The sequence below is a fragment of the Chryseoglobus sp. 28M-23 genome, assembly GCF_014789785.1.
Lineage (GTDB): Bacteria > Actinomycetota > Actinomycetes > Actinomycetales > Microbacteriaceae > Microcella > Microcella indica.
The window spans coordinates 503,170-526,952 of the sequence record NZ_CP061846.1 but is presented as its reverse complement, the minus strand read 5'-3'; the positions used below and the strand labels follow the sequence as shown (position 1 = coordinate 526,952).

The window sequence follows — 23,783 nt, the reverse complement described above, 5'->3', positions numbered from 1 at the left end:
CTATGCGAGCGGCGTGGGCTCCCGATCCTTTGCGCCCTGGTCCTGCCCGCTGGCGCCCTCTCCACGGATCGTCGTCGCAAGAGGAGCTTCGATGAGGAAGACGAGCACGGCGGCCGCCGCGAGGGCGAGCGGCACGACGGCCAGGAAGATGGGCATGAGCGCATCGTTGTAGGAGGCGACGATCGGCAGGCGCAGCGCCTCCGGCAGTCCCGCCACGAGCTCGGGCGTGAGGGAGCTCACGCCCGGTGCTGCGGCTGCCTCTGCGGGCACTCGGTCTGCGAGTAGCCCCGTGAGTCGCGCCGCGAACACGGCACCCACCACCGCGGTGCCGAGCGTGCCCCCGACCTGCCTGAAGTAGTTCTGCGCGGCCGTGGCCGTGCCCACCTCGCGATGGGCGAAGGTGTTCTGCACGATGAGGGTCATGACCTGCATGCTCGTGCCGAGCCCGACCCCGATGAGCGCCATCCAGGTGCACACGAGCGCGATCGGGGTCTCGAGCCCGACGGTGGAGAGCAGGCCGAGACCGATCGCGAGCACCACCGAGCCGATGATCGGCAGCACCTTGTAGCGCCCCGTGCGCGAGATGGCGATTCCGACCACGATCGAGGTCGTGAGGAAGGTCGCCATCATGGGGATCATCAGCAGCCCGGCCTCGGTCGCGCTCGCACCCGCCGCCATCTGGAAGTACGTGGGCATGTAGCTCATGGCTCCGAACATGGCGACGCTCACGAGCATGCCCGCTGTCGTCGCGAGCACGAAGTTGCGGGACCGGAACAGACGCAGCGGGATGACCGGCTCGGGCGAGCGCCGCTCGACGACGACGAACAGCCCTGCGGCGAGGACGCTGCCCGCTATGAGCGCGACCATCGTCGCCGAGCCCCAGGCGAACTGCGTACCGCCCCACGTGGCGATGAGCACGATGCCCGTCGTCGCGAGCGTGAGCAGAACCATGCCGGGGTAGTCGATGCGGGCGCGAGCTCCCCGCGCAGGCGGCGGCACGGGCAGCAGGATCGCGATCGCGACGACCGCGACGACGCCGAGCGGCACGTTCATCCAGAAGGTCCAGCGCCATCCCGGCCCCTCGGTGAACCAGCCGCCGAGAAGGGGGCCGGCGACCGAGGAGAAGGCGAACACTCCGCCGAGGATTCCCATGTAGCGCCCGCGCTCGCGCGCCGGGACGACGTCGGCGATCGCGGCCTGCGAGAGCACCATGAGCCCTCCACCGCCGAGACCCTGGACGGCCCGAGCGATGATGAGCATCGTCATGTCGTGAGCCAGCCCGCCGAGCACGGAGCCCATGATGAAGAGGATGACAGCCGCGAGCAGGAGGGGTTTGCGCCCGAGGAGGTCACTCACCTTGCCGTAGATGGGCATCGTCACCGTGGCAGCGAGGAGGTACGCCGTGATCACCCAGGAGAGGTGCTCCACGCCATTGAGCTCGCCCACCAGGGTGGGGAGCGCGCTCGAGAGCACCATCTGACTGAGGCTCGCGAGCAGCATGACGACCATGAGGGTGAGGAAGAGGAGTGTGAGGGTGCGGCGGTCGACGCGCTCGTCGACCGGGGCTGCTGGCACGCCCGCGGGGGCCGTCACCGGGCGATCCCGAGGTCGCGGAAGGTCGAGAGTCCTTCGCGGATCTCCTCCGCAAGGAGAGGTGCCACGAGCGCCTCGACAGCGGCGACGTGCGCGTCGAAGGTCGCCCGCAACTCCGGGTGGCGCTGCACGAGGGCCAATCGGCGACCGCCGACGTGCTCGGGCAGAGTCACGGAGGAGAACGCCGCGAAGATGAGTCTCACCGTGCGCTCGAGCAGATCCGCGGGACCGATGCGGAAGGCGTCGACCGCTTCGGCGCTCAGGCTCGGCGTGCGGAACCCGATGATGGCGTCTTCCTTCGTGGCGAAGTAGTTGAAGAACGTGCGGGTGGAGACGCCGGCGCGTGCGGCGACGGCGTCCACCGTCACGGCCGCGGGACCGCCGTCGAGCGCGAGGTCGGCGGCGGCGCGATGCAGGGCATCCCACGTCTCGCGACGATTCTGCTCACGCCTGCTCATTTCTTGCATTCATGCAGTATATGCACAACTGCAAGAATTTCGCTGGCGGCTCCTAGTCCTGCGCGAGCGGGCCGCGCGACTGCTGCGTCACGCTCGGCACCAGGAGTCGGTACACGAAGAGGCCCACGACCTCGATGCCGATGCCGAGCGCGACGACGACGGGTATGAGCTCGAAGCCCTCCTCGAACGCCATCGCGATGGGCAGCACGAGGAGCCCGTTGCGCGCGGCACCGCTGAATGTCAGAGCGCGCACCTGCGAGAGGGTGAGGCCCGCGGCCGTGCCGACGAGGATGCCGACCGGCGTCATGAGGATGAGGTAGACGCCGAACAGCGGCGCGACGGCGACCAGCAGCTCGCTGCGCTCCGCCGTGCGCGGCAGCCAGACCGCTACGACGAGCCCCGCCGCGATGGCGGTTGCCGGCACTGCGAGCGCCGCCCCCTGCCGGCTCGCGCGCTGCAGTCGCGGCGCGCGAGCCGCGAGAAGCTGCAGCAGCGTGACGACCGCCGCAGGAGCGACGATGCCCAGCAGCACAGCGAGAGGGAGACGGGAGAGGTCGAGGCTCAAGAAGCCGTCGCCCGCCGTGAAGAGCACCATGAGAGCCGGGAGGCTCACCGCCTGGATGACGAGCATGAGCGGCGCCGTGGCCAGCAGCGACTCGACCGCCCCGCCCGCGCGACGCACGAAGATGGCGACGATGCCCACGCCGGGTGCGAGCAGCACGAGCAGCAGCCCCAGTTGCAGGTCGGGGTCGCGGAACACGATGCGGCTGAGGATGAGCGCGAGCACAGGCGAGACGACGACGTTGAGCCCGATCACGGCGAGCAGGAAGCGACGGTCCACGACAGCGCGGCCGAGCGAGGCGAGCGGCACCGGCAGCAGCGTGATCGCGATCGCGACGGCGACGACGGTGGCGACCACGGCATCCGGAACCTCCGCGAGGCCGGGCACGAGCACGCCGGCGAGGAAGCCGGCGCCGACACCGGCGAGGATGACCGGCACGGGGTACTCGCCCGGCCAACCCAGGACGGGGCCGACCCCCTCCGGCCGCGCGGTCGTCACGACGGCGACGCCTGCGCGAGCCGCAGGTAGTCGTCGAAGCCGAGCTGCTCACCGCGCGCCGTCGGGTCCAGCCCCGCCGCCTCCAGTGCAGAGGTCGCTGCGGCCGACGAACCGTAGAGCTCGGCGAGCGCCTGCCGCAGCATCTTGCGGCGCTGCCCGAACGCGGCGTCCACGATCTTCCCCAGACGAATGCGGTCGGCCTCCGATCCGGGCGGCGGCGTGCGCGTCATGCCGACGAGCACGCTGTCGACGTTCGGCACCGGCCAGAACACCTGCCGGCTGATGGTGCCCTCGACGCGCCACGGCCCGTACCAGCGCGCCTTGACGCTCGGGCTGCCGTACACCTTCGACCCGGGGGGCGCCGCGATGCGGTGGCCGACCTCGGCCTGCACCATGACGAGAGTGCGGTCGAGGGTCGGCACGGTAGCGAGCAGATGCAGCAGCACGGGTACCGAGATGTTGTACGGCAGGTTCGCGACCAGAGCCGTCGGCGGCGCCGACGAGCCGGCCAGCTCGGTCACGCGCAAGGCCGCCGAGTCGACTCGCATGGCGTCGGCGGTGACGACCGTGAGCGGAGCATCCGGCTGCATCTGCTCCACCGTGCGCGGCAGCTGGGCGGCGAGGCGCGCGTCGATCTCGACGGCGATGACCGGATGCCCGGCCTCGAGCAGCCCGAGGGTCAGCGAGCCGAGCCCGGGGCCCACCTCGAGCACCGTCGCGCCCGCGGGCAGCCCGGCGGCGGCGACGATGCGCCGCACGGTATTGGCGTCGTGCACGAAGTTCTGGCCGAGCCGCTTGGTGGGCTGCACGCCGAGCTGGTCGGCGAGGTCGCGCACCTCCGCAGGGCCGAGCAGTGCGCTCACGGGTGGGTCGTCATGAGCTCGAGGTCACGAGCCCGAGGAGTCGGAGCCCGACGTGCTGGAACCCGAGTGATCGGGCCCGTCCGTCAGATCGGCCGGGTGGCCGGGGATCTCGTCGATGCGGTCCGCCCACGGATCGCCGGGAGAGGTCACCGGCTCGGCGTCCCAGTGGCCGTAGACGAGCTCGGTGTTCGAGCTCAGCTGAGCCGCGAGCATCGAAGGGTCGGTGCCGAGGTGGTCGGCGATCGCGCGCACCGTCCACGGCAGCAGGTACGGACCGTTCGGCCGGCCGCGGTGCGGGTGCGGCGTGAGGAACGGCGCGTCCGTCTCCACGAGCAGCAGCGCTCGAGGCAGAATCTCGAGCGAGTCGCGCAGGTTGCGGGCGTTCTTGAACGTCACCGTGCCGGCGAACGACGCGTACCACCCGCGCTCGGCGAGGATGCTTGCCAACTCGATGTCGCCGCTGAAGCAGTGGAACACCACGCGCTCGGGGGCACCGACGCGCAGAAGCGTCCGCACGACATCGTCGTGCGCGTCGCGGTCGTGGATCTGCAGCGCCAGGTCGTGCTTCTTGGCGAGCTCGATGTGCGCTTCGAAGGAGCGGATCTGGGCGGCGCGTCCACTCTCGGAGTCGGTGCGGAAGTAGTCGAGACCCGTCTCACCGATCGCGACGACGCGGGGCTGCGCGGCCAGCTGGTCGATCTGCGCGAGTGCGGCATCCAGCTCGCCCGCGTCGACGAGAGCAGGTGCCTCGTTGGGGTGCAGCGCGACGGCAGCGAGAACGCGCGGCTCGCGCGCGGCGACCGCGGCAGACCAGCGGCTCGTGACGACGTCGGTGCCCACCTGCACGACGCCGCGCACGCCGACGGCGGATGCTCGATCGAGGTGCTCGCGGTAGTGCAACGGGTTCTCGCCGTCGGCGATCTCCAGGTGCGTGTGGTTGTCGTAGACGGGCACGACGAGCGCCTCGGGGCTCGGCGGGTAGCTCAGGTCGCGGCTGGAATCCTCCATCGCGGCGCGCGTGCGCACGTGCGAGTCGACTGGATCGGTCATGCCTTGCTCCTTCTCTCCCCGTCGCCGGTGCGGCGTCGCTAGACGGCCGCCTCCTGCTCGATGCGGGGGAACAGTCCCTCCATGGGCGACACCACCGCGCCGGCGGGCAGCTGGCCCCACACTCCGACGTCGGGGATGCGCTGGTCGGTGAGCGAGCCGAGGGCGCTCTCGGCGCCCAGTGCCCGCCACAGCTTCTGCGTGGCCTGCGGCGTCACGGGCGACAGCAGCACGGCGAGCGCGCGCAGGCCCTCCGCCGCCGTGTAGAGGATCGTGTGGAGGCGCGCCGTGCGCTCCTCGTCCTTCGCGACCTTCCACGGCTCCTGCTCGGTGAGGTAGCCGTTGAGCTCGTCGACGACCGTCCAGATCGCCGCGAGCGCCTCGTGGATCGCGAAGCGCTCCATGGCACCCTCGGCGCGGGTCACGGCGCTCGCGAGAACCCCGTGGATGCGCTCCTCCGCCTCCGTCACCTCGGTCGCGGCGGGCAGGATGCCATCGCAGTAGCGGCCCACCATCGAGACGACGCGCGAGGCGAGGTTGCCGAAGCCGTTCGCGAGCTCGGCCTGGTAGCGGGCGCTCAGGTCCTCCCAGCTGAACGAGCCGTCCTGACCGAAGTTGATGGCGCGCAGGAAGTAGTAGCGGAAGGCGTCCGACCCGAAGACCTCGGTGATCTGGCTCGGCGCGATGCCCGTGAGCTTCGACTTCGACATCTTCTCGCCGCCCACGAGCAGCCAGCCGTGCGCGAAGACGCGACGCGGCACGGGCAGGTCGGCGGCCATGAGCATGGCCGGCCAGATGACCGAGTGGAACCGGGCGATGTCCTTGCCCACGATGTGGTTGCTCGGCCAGAACCGCTCGAAGGCGGGCGCATCGGCGGTCGGCTCCCAGCCGAGCGCCGAGATGTAGTTCAGCAGCGCGTCGAACCACACGTAGACGACGTGAGTGTCGTCCCACGGCACGCGCACGCCCCAGTCGAAGCTCTGGCGCGAGATCGACAGGTCGTCGAGGCCGCGGCGGACGAACGACACGATCTCGTTGCGCACGCTGTCGGGCTGCAGGAAGTCGGGCTGCGACTCGTACAGGTCGAGCAGACGCTGCTGGAAGTCGCTCATGCGGAAGAAGTAGTTCTTCTCCTTGAGCACCTCGACGGGGCGGCCGTGGATGGGGCACACGAGCTGCCCGTCGAACTCGCCGGCGCCCTCGACGAGGTCGCCCTGCTGCTTGAACTCCTCGCAGCCGACGCAGTAGAAGCCCTCGTACTCGCCGTCGTAGATGAACCCGGTGTCGTAGAGCTTCTGCAGGAATGCCTGCACGACGCTCTCGTGGCGCTCCTCCGTCGTGCGGATGAAGTCGTCGTTCTGGATGTCGATCGTCTTGAGCAGCGGCACCCAGGCCTCGTCGACGAGCTTGTCCGCCCACTCCTTGGGGCTCACCCCGTTCGCGACGGCCGTGCGCAGGATCTTCTGGCCGTGCTCGTCGGTGCCCGTGAGCGACCAGGTGTCGCGGCCGCTCTGCCGGTTCCACCGCGCGAGCACGTCGGCGGCGACTTCCGTGTACGCGTGCCCGATGTGGGGCGCGTCATTGACGTAGAAGATCGGCGTCGAGATGGAGAAGGTGTCAGCGGCGGCCATGATGCCCCCAGTCTATGGGCGGGCTCCTGACTGTGACGGCGGGGCTGGACAGCGCCTGGGCGACGGCCGAGCGGCGGGAGGGACCGCGTCAGGTGCGGCGAGCGGCGAGCGCCGCCTCGTAGAGCTCGCGCTTGCCGAGCCCCGTGGCGTCGGAGACCGCGGCGGCGGCGTCCTTGAGCCGCTCCCCCGCGACGGCGCGCGCGAGCACCTCCTCGACCGCGGTGGGCAGATCGGCATCGCTCTCGCGCGCTCCCTCGACGACGAGCACGATCTCGCCGCGGGCGCCCTCGGCGAACCGCTCGGCGAGCTCGGCCAGCGACCCGCGGGCGACCTCCTCGTAGCGCTTCGTGAGCTCGCGGCAGACGGCGCCGCGGCGCTCGGCGCCGAAGGCGTCCCGAGCGTCGGCGAGCGCCGCGGCGATGCGGTGGGGGGCCTCGAAGAACACGAGGGTGCGCGGCTCCGCGGCGAGGGCGCGCAGCGCGCCGGCGCGGCCCTTGCGCGGCAGGAACCCCTCGAAGGCGAAGCGGTCGGTCGGCAGGCCGCTCAGCACGAGGGCCGTGAGCATCGCGCTCGGGCCGGGCAGCGCCGTGACGCGCACGTCGGCCGCGATGGCCGCCTCGACGAGGATGTAGCCGGGGTCGCTGATGCCGGGCATCCCCGCGTCGGTCAGCACGAGGATGTCGCTCTCGCGCGCCCGCTCCACCAGGTTGGCCGACCGCTCCCGCTCGTTGTGCTCGTGCAGGGCCTCCAGCCGCGGCCGGTTGTCGATGCCGAGCGCGCGCAGCAGGTGCGCGGCCGTGCGGGTGTCCTCCGCGACGACGAGCTCGGCCGACTCGAGCGCCTCGACGAGGCGTCGGCTCGCGTCGCCGAGGTTGCCGATGGGCGTCGCCGCGAGCACGATCATCCGGCCATCCTCCCACCCCGCCCGTAGCATGGGCGCGTGGTCACCCGAGAGCGCCTCCTGCGATTCGGGATGCCCGCCGCGGTGCTCGGCGCCGCCGCCGCCACCCGGCTCATCGCGCTCGACCAGCCCGGCGTGCTCGTCTTCGACGAGACGTACTACGTGAAAGACGCAGCGTCGCTGCTCGAGCTCGGCTACGAGGGCCGCTGGCCGGAGGGCGCCAACGAGCTCTTCGCCGCAGGCACCCCGCCGACGGTGGGCGAGAACGCGGCGTTCGTCGCGCATCCGCCGCTCGGCAAGTGGGTCATCGCGCTCGGGATGCTCGCCCTCGGCCCCGCATCCCCCTACGGCTGGCGGCTCGGCGTCGCGGTCTCGGGCGTGCTCCTCGTCGCCGCCCTCATGCTGCTCGCCCACCTGCTGTGGCGCCAGGTCGCGCTCACGACCCTCGCCGGCGGGCTGCTCGCGATCGACGGCAACGCGATCGTCATGAGCCGGGTCGCCCTGCTCGACGGCGTGCTCGCGCTCGTCGTCGTGCTCGCCGTCATCGCGGTCGTGCTCGATCGGCGGTCGTCGCGCGCAAAGCTAGCCCGGTGGTTGGCCGCGCGTCGTGCCGGGGGCCGGTCGACCGACTGGGGCCCGGCGATGCTCGCACGCCCGTGGCTGCTCGCGGCGGGAGTGCTCTTCGGCCTCGCGGTGTCGGTGAAGTGGAGCGCGCTCTACCTCTTCGCGGCGTTCGCCGTGCTCACCGTCGTCGCGGATGCTCTCGACCGGCGCCGCGCAGGTGTCGCGCTGTGGGCGAGCGGCACGCTGCTGCGTCAGGCACCGCTGAGCGTGCTGCTCACGATCCCCGCCGCCGCGGCCGCGCATCTCGTCACGTGGTGGGGCTGGTTCGCGACGAGCGGCGGCTACGGGCGGTCGCGCACGATCGACGCGGCCGAGCGATGGCCGGGCATCCTGGGCGCTGCTCCGGATGCTCTGCAGAACTGGTGGGCGTACCAGCAGAGTGTCTACGGCTACCACGTCGGGGAGTCGTCGCCGCACCCCTACGAGGCGCCGGCGGCCGGTTGGCCGCTGCTGCTGCGCCCCACGTACATGCACTACCTCGACCGGGGCGACGGCACGGCCGAGGCGCTCACGGGCATTCCGAACCCGCTGCTGTGGTGGGGGTCGGTCGCCGCGGTGGTCGTGATCCTCGTGGGGTGCGGTATCGCGGCGTGGCGCCGTCGGCCCGCGCAGTGGAGAGCGGCCGTGGAGCCCGAGGCACCGCACCCCGGTGCGACCCCGACCGGTGCTGCCGACGCACCTCTGCCGTTCGTCGGCTCGCCCTGGGCGATCGCGGTCGTTCTCACGGGCGTCGCTGCCGGCTACCTGCCGTGGATGCTCTACCCCGAGCGCACGACATTCTTCTTCTACACGATCGTGATCACGCCGTTCCTCGTGCTCGCGCTCGTGAGCGTGCTCGGCGCTGTGCGCGGCCGGCCCTCCGATACTCCGGAGCGCCGCCGCCTCGGGACGGCACTCGTCGTGACCATCGTGACCGTGCTCGTGCTCCTGAGCATGTTCTTCCTGCCCCTGTGGACGGGCACGCCGATTCCGATCGAGTTCCTGCGCATGCACTACTGGCTGCCCAGCTGGATCTAGCGCGGTCGCCGCGTCGCGCCCGGCTTCGCCGAGACCCACACCGCACGAATCGCCCCGACTGTGCTCCTCAGTGGCGTGTGGGTGCGCTCGCGCGGGCACGGATGCCACCGACGGGCACAGTCGTGCAGCGCTGTGGAGCGCCGAGGCCCGGGCGCGGGTTCGACTCGAGGTGCGGGCGCCGCTCGAGGCACGGTTGCGGAGCTCGTGCTCTTCCACCACTTCGGAGTGGACTGACACCCGCTCACTTTTTTCCGAAGTTCTGGAAGGGGATGGAGCAGCTGTTCGCCACTGGCGGGTGACGCCGGTCAGGGCCTCGAGCCAGGCGCCTCGGGCGCCCCGGGTGCCGCAGGCGCAGTAGCGGGAGCGGGGAGCGCGGGCCGACGTCGGTAGACGACGCGGCGGTAGAGCCACTCGGTCGGCCCGGGCTTGTCGACCGCGCCTAGAACCCCCGCGATGATGAGCGTGCCGAGCCACGTGAGCACGGCGATCTGTGTCGCCTCGGCCACCGAGACGACGCCGCCGAGGCCGAGCGTGTACGGCGCGAACAGGATGAGGAACACCACCGACTGGGTCAGGTAGCCGCTGAGCGAGCGCTGTCCGAGCGCCGCGAAGAGGCGCGAGATCGGGCCGCCCGTGCCGGCGCCCCCGACGATGAGGGCGATGAGGGCGACGTATCCGGCACCGCCGATCGCGCCCGTCACCACGTGCAGCATGCTCACGAAGGGCTCCCCCAAGATGCCCGGTTCCCAGACACCCAGCAGCGCGAGCGACATCGGCAGAGCGCCCAGCAGCGACACCGGCACTCCGATGCCGGCCATGAGACCGAGCGCGCGCCGGTGACGCGCCGGCTCCTCGAGCATGCGCCGCCGCGCCGCCCACATACCCAGGATCATCGGCGCCAGTAGGCCGAAACCGCCGAACGGGATCGCGAGAAGGCCCAGGGACCACTCGAGAGCGCGCTGCAGCGTCGCGAGGAGGTAGGAATCCGCACCGGGAGAGGTGAAGACTGTGAGGCCCGCCTCGGCGCCGCCGAACTTGTTCAGCACGCCGGTGAGACCCTCGGCGAAGCCCGTGATCGCGAGCACGCCGAACGAGATCCACCCCACGATCGCGAGCACCTTGCCCGACACCCGGATGAGCAGCACGAGGGCGAGGCCGAGCAGACCGTATGCGCCGAGGATGTCGCCGAAGAAGAGCAGCACTCCGTGCGCGGCGCCGAAGGCGATGAGCCACAGGTTGCGGCTGACCAGGAGGCGCCGCACTCCCCGCCACTCGGTGCCGCGCGCGTGCTCGCGCGAGAGGATCTGCGTGAGGCCGTAGCCGAAGAGCAGCGCGAAGAGCGGGTAGCTGCGGTTGTCGGCGAGCAGTGCGACCGCGGCGTTGACCCAGGGGTCGGCGGGAGCATCCGTCACCGGCTTGAACATGAGGCCGACCTCGCGACCCCACAGCAGGAACGGAACGTTCGCCACGGCGATGCCGAGCAGCACGAGGCCGCGCGCGACGTCGGGGGCGAGGGCACGGTCGCGACGAGAGGTCGGGCGCGTCGCGGGGGCAGGGGTCGGGGGCGCTGTCGACTCGCTCATGCCTTGAGGTTACGAGCGACCATTGCTCAGGCGCCTCCACCCTGCGGCGGATTCCGCGCCCACCGTTCGGGGGACGGACGCGGTGTCAGGGCCATGGACGAGGCGGCGTCGGAGCACAAAACTCATGCCGTGCCGACCGATGGGAACCGGGTGAGCCTGAGGAAAGAGGGAGTGTCGCTACGCGTTACGGCGCGAGTATGCTGTCGGCACCCCAGTACTTCACGCTCCTCTACCCGAAAGTTGCGAGACGTGAGCCCTGCACCCGCCTCGGCGCGCCCTGACGCCCGCCCGCGCACTCGACTCGCGCATGTGGCCCTCACACTCGGTCTTGCCGGCGCACTCGCGCTCGGCGGCGCCGGGGCAGCAACCGCGATCGGCTTCAGCTTCTCGATCAGTGCGGGTCAGGTTCTGCAGTCGGCGAGCGTCAGTGTGAGCGGCACCAAGAGCTCAGACAGCGTGCTCACTGTCGAACTGCGCACGCCCCGAGGGGGCGGCTGGCAGAACGTGACGGCGTCGTGCGGTGGCGCACAGGTGGGCTCTACCTCCTGGAGTTGCTCCCTCGGGGCTTCAGGTGAGCGACCGCTCGGCGATCATCACCTGCGCTTTACAGAGACCAGCGATGCCGGTAGCGCGGTCAGCGCCGGGCACTTCGTGGTCGTTCCTCCCGCGGTGAAGAACGCAAGCGTGACACCGCCCCCAGAGCCAGAGCCAGAGCCCGAACCCGAACCCAAACCTGAACCTGAACCCGATCCCGAGCCTCGACCCGAGCCTCGACCTGAGAACCCTAGACCGTCGACGCCGTCACCGCCGACTGACCGCGAACGCCCCAGTATTCCCTCCCCGCCTGCTCCCTCCACGCCCGCCGAGCCGCCGGTCATAGCACCCGAGGCGACGGCAGGCCCCGGGCTCGAACTGCCGACCGAATCGTTCGCCGAACGCTCCACTCCTGAACGCACGAACGACCCCACCTTGCGAGCGACGAATCGCAACGATCTCGCCACTCCGAGCGCGCTCAGCATGGGCATGATCACGGCCGCTGATGTGTGGCGCGACCCCTTTATCCTCGCCGTCGCCGGAGGCGTCGGCGCGCTCTTCCTGCTCCTCGTCGCCATTCCCGCCGAAATGCTCAACTCGGCACTCGAGCGCAACGCTCACCGCTGGCGCTGGATGTACGCGTGGGCGCTGCCCTTGGCCGCACGTTTGCGCGCCTCCGTCGGCCGCATGCCTCCCTGGGCATCCTCAGCCCCCGTCGTCATCGTGCTCACCAGCATCGCATTCGGCTTCGCCGACCCCGATTTCGGATTCGACCTGACCTCGCTGCGCCTCGTCGCTTCGCTCGCGCTGGGCCTCCTGCTCGTCGTGCACCTGCCGAACAGGATCACCGCCGCACTGCTGGGCCGTCGATGGCACGTCTCGAGCGCGATCATTAGCCAGCCAGGCGCCATCGTGATCGCCGTGTGCGGCGTGCTCGCCTCACGCCTGCTCGACTTCAGTCCCGGCCTCCTCATCGGCCTCGTTTTGGGGCTCGAACTCGCCTCGAATGCGCGCCGCGAAGACCACAAGAGAGCGGTGGCCACACGCATGGTGGTCATGCTCGTCGTGTCGGTGCTGGCATGGGTCGGCTACTCGTGGCTCACGGATGCCGTCTCGCCCTCAGAGCAGAGCGTGCTCTCGCTCTTCCTGTCAGAAACCCTCATCGCCGCGGTGCACGAAGGGCTCACAGGCCTACTCGTCGCGCTGCTTCCCCTTGTCTTCCTCGACGGCAAGGTGCTCTTCGACTCCGACAAGAGACTCTGGGCGGCCCTGGCAGTGCCGACCGCGGTCGCGTTCGCCCTCCTCGTACTTCCGACGTCCGAGGTTCTGGACGACAGCGCACCCCTCCTGCTCTGGGTCACCGTCTTCGTGGGCTTCTGCCTCGTGGTCGCGGCCGTATGGTTTACCTTCCGGCTGCTCGAGCGGCGGGAGAGCCGTGGGGAGGGCGACGCGGAAGACCGTGCCATGACCGTCGATGGGGGCGGCTCGACCTCATCGCGCACGATGGGGTGAGCAGCGCCCGCACCGTGAGGCGTGGCGAAGGTTACGTTGCGTAACGCGGCGGCTCGGCCCTGAGCATCCGCTCGCCTAGCCTGGAGGGATGGCCGACCGCGAATACGGATTCAGGACCCGCGCGATCCACGCGGGCAACGTGCCCGACTCGGCAACCGGCGCCCGCGCCATGCCGATCTACCAGTCGAGCGCGTTCGTCTTCGACTCGACCGAGGACGCCGCCGCGCGCTTCGCCCTGCAGAAGTACGGCAACATCTACTCCCGTCTCGCGAACCCGACCGTCGCGAGCTTCGAAGAGCGCATCGCGAGCCTCGAGGGCGGCCTCGGCGCCGTCGCGACCGCGAGCGGGCTGAGCGCGCAATTCGTCACGTTCGCCTCCCTCGCCGGCGCGGGCGACCACATCGTCGCGTCGTCGACCCTCTACGGTGGCTCGATCACACAGCTCGACGTCACCCTGCGCCGCTTCGGAATCGACACGACCTTCGTCGCGAGCGACGACCCGACCGACTATGCGGCCGCCATCATCCCCGGCCGCACCAAGCTCCTCTTCGCCGAGACCGTCGCCAACCCGAGCGGCGACATCGCCGACATCGCCGGACTCGCCGACGTCGCCCACGCGGCCGACATCCCCCTCGTGATCGACTCGACCATCGCCACGCCCTACCTGTGCCGGCCCATCGACTGGGGCGCCGACATCGTCGTGCACTCGGCCACCAAGTTTCTCGGCGGCCACGGGACGACCCTCGGCGGCGTCGTCGTCGAGTCGGGTCGCTTCGACTGGTCGAACCACACCTTCCCCCTCTTCGAGGAGACCGTGCCGCACTACGGCGGCCTCACCTGGCACGGCAACTTCGGCGAGTACGCGTTCCTCACCCGACTCCGAGCCGAGCAGCTGCGCGACATCGGGCCGGCCCTCGCGCCGCACTCGGCCTTCCTGCTCGCGCAGGGCGTCGAGACGCTGCCGTACCGCATGCAGGCGCACGTCGACAACGCGCGCGCCGTCGCCGAGTGGCTCGACGCCGACGACCGTGTCGAGGCCGTGCACTGGGCAGGTCTACCCTCGCACCGCCATCACGAGCGCGCCGAGCAGTACCTGCCGATCGGGCCTGGCGCCGTCTTCAGCTTCGACGTCGCAGGGGGCCGCGCGGCCGGCCAGAAGGTCATCGAGAACGTGCAACTCGCGAGCCACCTCGCCAACATCGGCGACGCGAAGACGCTCATCATCCACCCCGGCTCCACGACGCACGCGCAGCTCACCGAGCAGCAGCTCGTCGAGGCGGGAATCGGGCCGGGCCTCGTGCGGTTGAGTGTGGGTATCGAGGATGTCGCCGACATCATCGACGACCTCGACCAGGCGCTCGACGCGGCGAAAGGAGCATGAGGATGTCTGACACCGCTGCCTATGAAGCGTCCGGCACCGAGACGGTCACGCTCGCCAACGGGCTCACCTGCGCGATTCCCGCGAGCTCGCCGCTCGCGAAGCTGCTCAAGTCTCAGCGCACCTGGGTGGGGCCGGGCGCGAAGGAGCGGCTGGGCATCCTGCGGAAAGCGAAGAGCATCGCGATCGTCGGCGCCTCGCCCAACCCCGCGCGCTCCTCGTACTTCGTGGGCACCTACCTGCATCAGTCGAGCGACTACCGCGTGTACTTCGTCAACCCCAACGCGAGCGAGATCTTGGGCCAGCCCGCCTACCCTGACCTGGCCTCGCTGCCCGAGGTGCCCGACATCGTCGACGTCTTCCGCAAGGCCAGCGACATTCCCGCAGTCATCGACGATGTGCTCGCCGTCGGCGCCTCCACCGTCTGGGTGCAACTCGGCATCTGGAACGAAGAGGCCGCCGTCTACGGAGAGTCGCAGGGCCTCACCGTCGTCATGGACCGCTGCATCAAGGTCGAGCATGCGCGCTTCCACGGCGGGCTGCACCTCATGGGCTTCGACACCGGGGTGATCAGCTCGCGCCGCCAGGTGCGCTGACCCCTCCTTCCCACTCACCCAGCCGCCCAGGGGTCAGACTGGTCGCATGACCGAGCGCTCCCGCCGAACACGACTGCGCCGCACGATCGCGCTCTCGACCGTCGGCGTGCTCGTTCTCGGCGTCGCGGCGGTCGGCACTCTTGCACTCGCGGCCGGCTGGTTCGACAAGCCTGAGCGGCAGGCCGGCCACGCCCTCGCGAGCGCGACACCCGCGGCACCCGTGGTCGCGGTGCGCGACGCCGAGCTCATCGACCGCCGCACCGGTGACACCCTCGCGCTCCTGGGTGCGAACTGGCCGGGCTTCGAGTACGCGTGCATCCAGGGTCGAGGCCACAACGACGGCGGAGACGTCGATGCGGCCGTCGCCGCCATGACCGAGTGGGGCATGACCGCGGTGCGCATCCCGCTCAATCAGGACTGCTGGTTCGACGACCGTCCAGCGATCGCCTACGCCTCGGGCGTCGAGTACCGGGCGAGCGTGCGCGAGTGGGTGGGGCGCCTCACGCAGGCGGGCCTCGTGGTCGTGCTCGACCTGCACTGGAGCGCCCCAGACGGCATGCCCGCCGACGGCCTGCGGCCGATGCCCGATGCGCGCTCGGTCGAATTCTGGGGCTCGGTCGCGAGCGAGTACCGCAAGCACCGCGGTGTGATCTTCGATGTCTTCAACGAGCCGCACTCCCGCTTCGACGCCACGGCGGGCGCGTGGGCGTTCGAGCTCGACTGGAGGTGCTGGGCCCACGGCGGGTGCGCCGTGCCCGTCGAGAACGACCGCGCTCAGACCCGCAGCGGCGAGACCTACACCGCGGTCGGCATGATCGCTCTCGTCGACGCCGTGCGCTCCGCCGGTGCGACTCAGCCGCTCGTGCTGAGCGGAGTCGACTACGCGAACGACCTGCGCGGCTGGGCCGCGGCGGCGCCCGACGACGACCAGCTCATCGCGAGCGTGCACCTCTACCCCGATCAGCGCTGCGCCGACCGCGCCTGCTGGGCGCGCGAGCTCGAACCGCTCGCCGACCGCGTGCCCGTGCTCGTCGCCGAGTTCGGGCAGAGCGACGGCGGCGACGCGTTCCTGCGCGACGCATACGCGTGGGCGGAGGACCACGCGGTCGGCGCGCTCGCGTGGGCCTGGTGGGACATCACCGACGAGACGTCGCCGGATGCCCGCTTCGCGCTCGTCGACGGCCCCGACTTCGCCCCGCGAGCGCCCTCGGGCACGGCGCTGCGCGAGCTGCTCGGCGGTTGAAGGGCGCACTCACTCCTGAGCCGTCAGCTCGGCGAGCGACGTCACCGGCACGCGGCACACGAAGTCGGTGCACAGGTACGCGGTCGTCCGAGCGCCGAGCGTCGTGCGGTCGTCGAGGAGGGCGAATCCCGCGCTCGCCCACTCGGTCGCCTGCGTGGCCCTGACAGCGAGCGCGAGCGTGCCCGACGTGTCGAGGCCCCTCGCGTGCGCGACGAGCTCATGGGCGTCGTCCCCGGGACTGCTCACGACGACGAGTTGACGGGAGGGCTGGGCGAGCGCGGCGGCGACGCCCAGTGTCGCGCCGAAACCGATCGGACGGGACACCGCGAGCGTCGCGAGGGGTGCCACGAGACTCTCGGCGAGCGAGCGGTAGCGCGGCTCGGCGGTGAGCTGGTGCATCACGAGAGCCGCGCGCGCGAGCGCCGCCGTGCCGCTCGGCGCTGCGCCCTCCTGAGGGTCGTCGACCGAGGCGAGGCCGTGGGCGACGAGCGTCGCGTCGTCGCCTCCGGGCGGGCGCACGAGCGACCCCTGCCCGTCCTGCGGAGTGACGACACACGCGTCGACGAGGTCCCGCGCGACGGATGCCCAGCGGGCTTCCCCCGTCGTGATCGCGAGCTCGAGCAGGCCGACCGCGAGGTCGCCGTAGTCCTCGAGCGTTGCCGCGGCGTCCGAGAGTCGACCGTCGCGGCTCGCACGTGCCAACCGGGCACGCCCGTGCTCGTCATCGGGCAGCCGGTGGGCGGCGAGCAGCCCGCCGGCGAGCTCGACGGCGAGGGCACGGGCCCGCGCGGCCGAACGGGCATCCGCGAGACGTCGCCCGGCGACGGAGAGGCCGCCGATCGCGAGCCCGGTCCAGGCCGTGAGCACCTTGTCGTCGAGCGCAGGAGGGTCGACCCCCGCGCGCTGGGCCGCCGTCAGAGCGTAGTAGCCGCCCTCGCTGCGCTCCCCGCCGAGCACGCTCTCGCTGTCCTGGCCCGAGGCGAGCCCGCCGGGCACGCGCAGCACCGAACCGAAGAAGTCGATGATGCCGGCTGCGGGCTCCTCCAGCCCCGCGCGAGCATACGCCTCGAGCAGCAGAGCGTTGTCGTAGAGCATGCGCTCGTAGTGCGGCTCGCTCCAGTCGCGCCGGGTCGCGTAGCGGAAGAACCCGCCCTCCACGGGATCCCGCAGGGGGCTCACCTCGAGTCGCTCGAGGGTGCGCTGTGCCAGCCCTGCCGCGTCGCGGTCGCCGGTGGAGCCCTGCGCCTGCAGGAAGAGCAGGACGGGAGCGACCGGGAACTTGGGTGCTCCCCCGAACCCGCCGAACTCTCGGTCCTCGTACCCGATGAGTTCGGTCACGGCGTCGCCGAGCTGCTCCACCGTCGGCAGGCTTCCTGCGTCGCGGCGGGTGGCCTCGCGCAGAGCATCCTGCAGCCCTTCCGCGCTCTGCAGCACCTCGTCGCGACGCTCCGTCCACGCCTCGAGGACCGCTTCTGCCACCTGACGGAACGAGGGGATGCCCTGCACGGGCTCGGGAGGCAGATAGGTCGCCGCATAGAACGTGCGGCCCTCGGGCGTCGCGAAGACGGTGAGCGGCCAGCCGAGCTGCTCGCTGAACGCGCCCGCGGCCGCGAGGTAGGCGGCATCGACCTGGGGATGCTCCTCCCGATCGACCTTGATGCTGACGACTCGATCGTTGAGCCACTCGGCGACGGTCGGGTCGCTGAACGTCTCGCGGGCCATCACGTGGCACCAGTGGCACGTGGCGTAGCCGATCGAGATCATGACGGGCACGCCGCGGCGGCGGGCTTCCGCGAAGGCGCCGGCGCCCCACGGCCACCAGTCGACGGGGTTGTCGGCGTGCGACCGCAGGTACGGGCTGACAGCGTTCTCGAGTCGGCGAGCCATGCCCGCCACCCTACGAGCGCCGCCTCCGCGCCCCCTAGAAGTCGGTGTTGTCGGGGTGGGCTCCGACGCGCTGGCCCTTGTCCGCCGCGGCGATCGTCGTCATCTCGTCGGAGCTCAGCTCGAAGTCGAACACGTCGGCGTTCTCGATCATGCGCTCGCGCTTCGTCGTCTTGGGGAAGACGATGAGGCCCTCCTGCAGGTGCCAGCGGATCGCGACCTGCTGCACGCTCTTGCCGTGGGCCGCCGCGATGTCGGCGAGACCGGGCAGTTCGGCGAGCTCGTACTTGCCCTGCCCGAGGGGGCCCCACGACTCGGTGTGGATGCCCCACTGGGCCTGGTGCGCCCGCAGAGCGCGCTGCTGGAACGCGGGGTGCAGCTCGATCTGGTTGACGACCGGCGACACGTCGGAGACGGCGGCAATGTCGTCGAGGTGCTTCTCGAGGAAGTTCGAGACGCCGACCGAGCGGGCCTTGCCCGTCTCGCGCAGCTCCACCATGGACTGCCACGTCTCCACGTGCTTGCCGTACTTCGGCGCCGGCCAGTGGATCAGGTACAGGTCGACGTAGTCGAGGCCGAGCCGCTCGAGGCTCGCGTCGAGCGCGGCGGGCGTCGTGTCGGCGCCCTGGTCGCTGTTCCACAGCTTCGTCGTGATGAACAGCTCCTCGCGCGGGATGCCGCTCTTCGCGATCGCCCGACCCACGCCCTCCTCGTTCTTGTAGACGCGAGCGGTGTCGATGTGGCGGTAGCCGACCTCGAGAGCCTCGCTCACGACGCGCTCAGCCTCGTCGGGATCGACGAGGAACACGCCGAACCCGAGCTGCGGGATCGTCGTGCCGTCGGAGAGGGTCACGTTCGGGGTGGGGATGGCGTCAGTCATCCCCCCATCCTCTCGCACCGCCCGTGGCCGGCACTCAGGATGCGGGAACGTGCCGCTCGTCGGGCCCGGTGTACAGGCTCAGCGGGCGGATGAGCGCGTTCGCGGCGAGCTGCTCGCGCACGTGCGCCGTCCACCCGGTGACGCGCGCGGCGATGAACAAGGGCGTGAAGAGCGCCGTATCGAAGCCCATGAGGTTGTATGCGGGGCCCGAGGGGTAGTCGAGGTTCGGCTTGATGTTCTTCGCCTCCCCCATCGCGGTCTCGAGCGCGTCGTACAGGTCGAGCACCTCGGGCCGCTCGTAGTGCTCGACGAGCGTCGCGAGGGCCGCACGCATCGTCGGCACGCGCGAGTCGCCGTTCTTGTAGACGCGGTGGCCGAAGCCCATGATCTTGCGCTTCTCGGCGAGCGCGGCATCCAGCCATGCTTGCGCGCCGTCGGCCGACCCGATCTCCTCGAAGACGTTCTGCACGGCCTCGTTCGCGCCGCCGTGCAGGGGGCCCTTGAGGGCGCCAATCGCTCCCGTGACCGCCGAGTACACGTCGCTGAGAGTCGACGTGATGACGCGCGCCGTGAAGGTGGAGGCGTTGAAGGAGTGCTCCGCGTACAGGATCATCGACACGTCGAAGGCCTCGACCACGACGAGCTCGGGCACCTCGCCGAAGGTCATGTGCAGGAAGTTCGCCGAGTAGCCGAGGTCGTCGCGCGGCTCCACGAGGTCCTCATCGCGCAGGCGGCGCTGCGCGTAGGCGACGATCGCGGGCAGCTGCGCCCACATCCGGATGCTCCGCTCGAGCGTGAGGTCGGCATCGATCCACGTGGCGTCCGTCGTGAGGGTCTCATCGAGCGCGCCGAGCACGCTCACGGCCGTGCGCACGACATCCATGGGGTGGGCGCTGAGCGGCAGCGCGTCGATCGCGTCCTTCGCGGTCGGGTCGAGGTGCCGCATCGAGCGCTCGAGCGTCTCGAACTCGGCGAGCTGCCGCTCGTCGGGCAGTTCGCCGTGCCACAGCAGGTAGGCGACCTCCTCGGCCGTGCAGCGCTCGGCGAGCTCGTGCACGGGGTACCCGCGGTACAGCAGGGAGTTGGTCTCGGGGTTCACCTTGGAGACGGCGGTCTCGTCGACGACGACGCCCGCGAGCCCCTTCTTGATCTCGGTCTCAGTCATGGGGTCTCCTTGGGTCTAGCGGCCGTTGTAGGTGTAGATGCTCGCGTCGAAGGCGTTGTACGCCTCGTAGTCGAGCAGCTCGTAGAGCCTCCCCCGAGTCTGCATGCTCGGCACCTCCGCGTCGAGGGTGCCGTCGGCGAGCAGGGTGTCGAGCCCGCGCTCGATCGCCCCGAAGGCGATGCGCAGGAGGGAGACGGGGTGGATGACGAGGTTCACGCCGACGTCGTGCAGCTGCTGGTGCGTGAAGAGCTCACTCTTGCCGAACTCGGTCATGTTGGCGAGCAAGGGCAGGTCGACGGCGGCGCGCATGGCGGCGAACTCGTCGAGGCTCACCATCGCCTCGGGGAAGATCGCGTCGGCACCGGCGTCTTGCAGGGCCTTGGCGCGGTCGATCGCGGCGTCGAGACCCTCCACTCCGCGAATGTCGGTGCGGGCCATGATGACGAGGTCGCTGTCGCGCCGCGCGTCGACGGCGGCGCGGATGCGCTTGATGGCCGTGTCGGCGTCGACGACGGCCTTCCCGTCGAGGTGCCCGCAGCGTTTGGGATTGACCTGGTCCTCGAGGTGGAGGCCCGCGATGCCTGCGTCCTCCAACTCGTGGACCGTGCGGGCCACGTTCATGGGCTCGCCGAAGCCCGTGTCGGCGTCGACGAGCGTCGGCAGGTCGCTCATGCGGCTGATCTGGTGGGCGCGCTGAGCGACCTCGGTGAGCGTCGTGAGGCCGATGTCGGGCAGGCCGAGCTCGGCGGCCATGACGGCACCGGAGATGTAGGCGCCGTGGAATCCCTTCTCCTGGATGAGGCGCACGCTCAGCGGCGTGAACGCTCCGGGGAGCACCTGCAGCTCGCCGCTCGCGAGCCCTGCGCGAAAGGCACGGCGGCGCGCGTTCGGCGTCGTGGTGGTGGAGAGCATCAGAAGAGTCCCTTCGGCGCGGCGGGCACGGGGACTCTGGGCGTCACGGTGAGGCCGGTGAGCTCGTCGGCGGTCAGCTGCGGCAGCCGTTCGGCGACATCGAGGAAGCGGTCGATCTCGGTCTCGTCGAGGATGCCCTGCGCGAGCATCCGGAACTTGGCCACGTACTCGGCGCGGCCGAAGGGCCGCGCGCCCTGCGGGTGCGCGTCGGCGACGGCGATCTCGTCGACCACCCGCTCGCCGTTCGTCAGCTCGATCTCGATGCGGCCGCCGAAGGCCTTCTCGCTCAGGTCGAGCGAGTGGTAGCGGCGCGTCCACTCCTTGTCTTCGACCGTAGTGATCTTCTGCCACAGGTCGACGGTGTCGGGGCGGGCCGCGCGCTCGGGGGCGTAGGAGTCGACGTGGTGCCAGCCGCCGTCCTGCAGGGCGACCGCGACGATGTAGGGGATCGAGTGGTCGAGCGTCTCGCGGCTCGCCGTCGGGTCGTACTTCTGCGGGTCGTTGGCTCCCGAGCCGATGACGTAGTGGGTGTGGTGGCTCGTATGGAGGACGATCCGCGTCACGTTCGCGGGGCCACGCAGCTCGGGCCGCTCGGCGCCGAGACGGCGCGCGAGGTCGATCCAGGCCTGCGCCTGGTACTCGGCGGAGTGCTCTTTCGTGTAGCTGTCGAGGATGCTCATGAGCGGTTCGCCCTTCTCGGGCAGGGGCACGTCGTAGCGAGCATCCGGCCCGCCCAGGAGCCACGCGATGACGCCGTCCTCGCCCTCGTAGATGGGGCTCGGGCTTGTCTGGCCGCGCAGTGCCCGATCGACGGCCTCGACGGCCATCTTGCCGGCGAAGGCGGGGGCATGCGCCTTCCATGTGGAGATCTCGCCCTTGCGCGACTGGCGCGTCGCCGTGGTCGTGTGGAGCGCCTGGCCGATGGCCTGGAAGATCGTCGCGCTATCGAGGCCGAGGAGCGTGCCGATGCCGGCGGCAGCGCTCGGGCCGAGGTGGGCGACGTGGTCGATCTTGTGCTCGTGCAGGCAGATGGCGCGCACGAGGTCGATCTGGATCTCGTAGCCGGTGAGGATGCCGCGCAGGAGCGCGGCGCCGTCGGCACCCGTGTGCTGGGCGACGGCGAGGATCGGGGGGATGTTGTCGCCGGGGTGCGAGTAGTCGGCGGCGAGGAAGGTGTCGTGGTAGTCGAGCTCGCGCACCGCGACGCCGTTGGCCCACGCGGCCCACTCGGGGCTGACCTTCCTGTCGGCCGGCAGACCGAAGACGGTGGCGCCGGGGCCGAAGGGGTGGGCTTCTGCCTGACCGCGCGCGGCGACGACGGGCGCGCGGCCGAGGCTCGCGACAGCGACGGCGGCGTTGTCGATGACGCGGTTGATGACCATGTCGACGGCCGCCTCGTCGAGGGGTCGCGTCGTCTCGGCGGCGAGGTCGGCGAGCCGGCCGGCGAGCTGCTCGCTCGGCGGCAGGTGCTCGCTGCTCTTGCGGGTGCGGATCTCGTAGGTCTTCACGGGGTCTCCTGACGGTCGTGGGAGGTGAGGTGGCTCTGGATGCTCGTGAGCGCGTTATGCAGGTGCAGCCGGGTGGCGGCGACCGCGCGTTCGGGGTCGCCGTCGGCGATCGCGTCGGCGATCGCGCGATGCTCGGCGGCGGCGGCGAGCAGTCGCCCGTCGTCGTCGCGCGCGAGGCGGCGCACGCGCGCGAGGTGCAGGCGCACGCTCGCGATCGCGGTGGCGAGGTAGGTGCTGCGGCCGCCGAGCGCGGCGTCGATGGCGGCGTCGAAGGCGGCGACGAGAGCGTAGTAGCCGTGGCGGCTGGCGTCGTCGTCGCGAAGGGATTCGACGGTGACGGTCCCGAAGCGCTCGGCGAGCGTGCGGAATTCGGCGCGGTCGTCGTGGGTCGCACGGCGCGCGGCCAGGCGCGCCGCCTGCTCGTCGAGCGTCGTGCGCAGCTCGAAGAGCGCGACGACGTCGTCGGGGTCGATGCTGCTGACGAGGAGAGTGCGGGGACCGCGCTCCTCCACGAGTCCATCGGCGACGAGGCGTGCAAGAGCTTCGCGCACGGGCGTGCGACTGACGCCGAGGCGCTCGGCCTGCTGCGCCTCCGTGAGGGGCGTGCCGGGCGTCAGGGTGCCGTCGACGATCTCGGCGCGCAATGTCGCGAGGACCCGATCGGCCGCGGAGCGGCTGGCGCGTGCACGCGGGCCCGCGCCCGGCGTTGCGCGCTGCAATCGCTCGCTCGTGTCGACCATCCCCTCACTGTATACATTGCTGACTCTCAAGTCGAGCCAACGCAGATTCAGGGTCTATTTCGTATACATTGCCCGCCGCGGAGCGCGGTGAGACCGCTCGAGAGCGTCCGACCTCCTGATGCACCAGCACAACTCGGGGTCGTCGTCCTTCCAGCTCGGTGCCGGCTCGTGGCCGATGTCGTACTCGTGGCCGTCGAGGTCGAGATCGTCGTACTGGGCGCCTTCGCGCAGCTCGAGGATGCGCTCGATGAGGGCGGCGAGGGCGCCGATGACACGCGGGCTCAGCCGATAGACACGCACGTTCTCCGCGGGTCGGCTAATGACGAGCCCTGCCCGAGCGAGCAGCGACAGGTGCTTCGAGATCGCTTCACGCCCGACTCCGCGCTCAGTCTGCACAGCGTTGGCGATCTCGCCCGACGCGTGCTCGCCACTCGCGAGAATCTCGATAATGCGCCATCGCACGGGCTGAGCCAGGAGGAAGAGGGTGTGCATTCGGCGAGTGTGCCTGCTGAGGCATGTGCCGTGAGAGGCACACTCGCGAAACGGGGATACCGCGCGGCAAGCGCCGACCCGGGAGGAGGAGTGAGGAGGAGGAGGAGGAGGAGGAGGAGGAGGAGGAGGTAGAGGAGTGGACGTCGCGCTGACCGGGTGGGC

At 70.7% G+C, this 23,783-nt stretch carries 20 protein-coding genes; 5 read left to right on the top strand and 15 right to left on the bottom strand.

The window, feature by feature from the left end; all coding sequences use genetic code 11:
- From IE160_RS02595 to rsmI, 7 genes are all read right to left on the bottom strand, one after another.
- On the bottom strand, nt 1-1,593 hold the full coding sequence (locus IE160_RS02595) for an MDR family MFS transporter (protein WP_191151575.1): 1,593 nt from the start codon (nt 1,591-1,593) through the stop codon (nt 1-3).
- Nucleotides 1,590-2,051 carry a TetR family transcriptional regulator gene (locus IE160_RS02590; RefSeq protein ID WP_179873211.1) on the bottom strand — a complete coding sequence of 154 codons (462 nt, stop codon included), beginning with the start codon at nt 2,049-2,051 and terminating at the stop codon, nt 1,590-1,592. The genes IE160_RS02595 and IE160_RS02590 overlap by 4 nt, the downstream gene beginning before the upstream one ends.
- 52 nt (nt 2,052-2,103) lie before the next feature.
- Nucleotides 2,104-3,111: a hypothetical protein gene (locus tag IE160_RS02585; RefSeq protein WP_179873210.1), complete on the bottom strand. Its 1,008-nt coding sequence runs from the start codon at nt 3,109-3,111 to the stop codon at nt 2,104-2,106.
- On the bottom strand, nt 3,108-3,974 hold the full coding sequence (gene rsmA / locus IE160_RS02580) for a 16S rRNA (adenine(1518)-N(6)/adenine(1519)-N(6))-dimethyltransferase RsmA (protein WP_191151574.1): 867 nt from the start codon (nt 3,972-3,974) through the stop codon (nt 3,108-3,110). The genes IE160_RS02585 and rsmA overlap by 4 nt, the downstream gene beginning before the upstream one ends.
- 24 nt (nt 3,975-3,998) lie before the next feature.
- On the bottom strand, nt 3,999-5,024 hold the full coding sequence (locus tag IE160_RS02575) for a TatD family hydrolase (protein ID WP_179873208.1): 1,026 nt from the start codon (nt 5,022-5,024) through the stop codon (nt 3,999-4,001).
- A 38-nt stretch (nt 5,025-5,062) separates the two neighbouring features.
- Nucleotides 5,063-6,652 (bottom strand): methionine--tRNA ligase, encoded by a 1,590-nt coding sequence (gene metG / locus IE160_RS02570; RefSeq protein ID WP_179873207.1) that lies wholly within the window; start codon nt 6,650-6,652, stop codon nt 5,063-5,065.
- Nucleotides 6,653-6,740: 88 nt separating this feature from the next.
- On the bottom strand, nt 6,741-7,556 hold the full coding sequence (gene rsmI / locus IE160_RS02565) for a 16S rRNA (cytidine(1402)-2'-O)-methyltransferase (RefSeq protein WP_179873206.1): 816 nt from the start codon (nt 7,554-7,556) through the stop codon (nt 6,741-6,743).
- 36 nt (nt 7,557-7,592) lie between these two features.
- Between rsmI and IE160_RS02560 the strand changes: the two genes are divergently transcribed.
- Nucleotides 7,593-9,194 (top strand): dolichyl-phosphate-mannose--protein mannosyltransferase, encoded by a 1,602-nt coding sequence (locus IE160_RS02560; protein ID WP_179873205.1) that lies wholly within the window; start codon nt 7,593-7,595, stop codon nt 9,192-9,194.
- Between the two features lie 305 nt (nt 9,195-9,499).
- On the opposite strand, the gene IE160_RS02555 is transcribed toward IE160_RS02560, so the two are convergent.
- Entirely contained in the window at nt 9,500-10,777 is a 1,278-nt protein-coding gene (locus tag IE160_RS02555) for a DUF418 domain-containing protein (RefSeq protein WP_191151573.1), read from the bottom strand.
- Nucleotides 10,778-11,800: 1,023 nt separating this feature from the next.
- Between IE160_RS02555 and IE160_RS02550 the strand changes: the two genes are divergently transcribed.
- The 4 genes from IE160_RS02550 to IE160_RS02535 all read left to right on the top strand — a co-directional run bounded on the left by IE160_RS02550 (nt 11,801) and on the right by IE160_RS02535 (nt 16,040).
- Nucleotides 11,801-12,823, top strand: a complete 1,023-nt coding sequence (locus IE160_RS02550; protein ID WP_191151572.1) for a hypothetical protein — start codon at nt 11,801-11,803, stop codon at nt 12,821-12,823.
- An 88-nt stretch (nt 12,824-12,911) separates the two neighbouring features.
- Nucleotides 12,912-14,204: an O-acetylhomoserine aminocarboxypropyltransferase/cysteine synthase family protein gene (locus IE160_RS02545; RefSeq protein WP_191151571.1), complete on the top strand. Its 1,293-nt coding sequence runs from the start codon at nt 12,912-12,914 to the stop codon at nt 14,202-14,204.
- 2 nt (nt 14,205-14,206) lie between these two features.
- A complete protein-coding gene (locus tag IE160_RS02540) occupies nt 14,207-14,797 on the top strand; it encodes a CoA-binding protein (protein WP_191151570.1) in 591 nt (196 codons plus the stop codon).
- A gap of 46 nt (nt 14,798-14,843) precedes the next feature.
- Nucleotides 14,844-16,040, top strand: coding sequence for a cellulase family glycosylhydrolase (locus IE160_RS02535; RefSeq protein WP_191151569.1), 1,197 nt, complete (start codon nt 14,844-14,846; stop codon nt 16,038-16,040).
- A 9-nt stretch (nt 16,041-16,049) separates the two neighbouring features.
- Here IE160_RS02535 and IE160_RS02530 read toward each other — a convergent pair whose 3' ends face one another.
- The 7 genes from IE160_RS02530 to IE160_RS02500 are packed head-to-tail and all read right to left on the bottom strand — an operon-like array spanning nt 16,050 to nt 23,621.
- Nucleotides 16,050-17,927 carry a thioredoxin domain-containing protein gene (locus IE160_RS02530; protein ID WP_191151568.1) on the bottom strand — a complete coding sequence of 626 codons (1,878 nt, stop codon included), beginning with the start codon at nt 17,925-17,927 and terminating at the stop codon, nt 16,050-16,052.
- A gap of 34 nt (nt 17,928-17,961) precedes the next feature.
- Nucleotides 17,962-18,804 (bottom strand): aldo/keto reductase, encoded by an 843-nt coding sequence (locus IE160_RS02525; RefSeq protein ID WP_191151567.1) that lies wholly within the window; start codon nt 18,802-18,804, stop codon nt 17,962-17,964.
- Nucleotides 18,805-18,838: 34 nt separating this feature from the next.
- A complete protein-coding gene (locus IE160_RS02520) occupies nt 18,839-19,969 on the bottom strand; it encodes a bifunctional 2-methylcitrate synthase/citrate synthase (protein ID WP_191151566.1) in 1,131 nt (376 codons plus the stop codon).
- 15 nt (nt 19,970-19,984) lie between these two features.
- Nucleotides 19,985-20,881 (bottom strand): methylisocitrate lyase, encoded by an 897-nt coding sequence (gene prpB, locus IE160_RS02515; RefSeq protein WP_191151565.1) that lies wholly within the window; start codon nt 20,879-20,881, stop codon nt 19,985-19,987.
- Nucleotides 20,881-22,389, bottom strand: coding sequence for an MmgE/PrpD family protein (locus IE160_RS02510; RefSeq protein WP_191151564.1), 1,509 nt, complete (start codon nt 22,387-22,389; stop codon nt 20,881-20,883). Before IE160_RS02510 ends, prpB begins: the two co-directional genes overlap by 1 nt.
- Nucleotides 22,386-23,129, bottom strand: coding sequence for a GntR family transcriptional regulator (locus IE160_RS02505; RefSeq protein ID WP_179873195.1), 744 nt, complete (start codon nt 23,127-23,129; stop codon nt 22,386-22,388). The genes IE160_RS02510 and IE160_RS02505 overlap by 4 nt, the downstream gene beginning before the upstream one ends.
- A gap of 54 nt (nt 23,130-23,183) precedes the next feature.
- Nucleotides 23,184-23,621 (bottom strand): ArsR/SmtB family transcription factor, encoded by a 438-nt coding sequence (locus tag IE160_RS02500; protein WP_191151563.1) that lies wholly within the window; start codon nt 23,619-23,621, stop codon nt 23,184-23,186.
- Nucleotides 23,622-23,783: the final 162 nt, after the last annotated feature.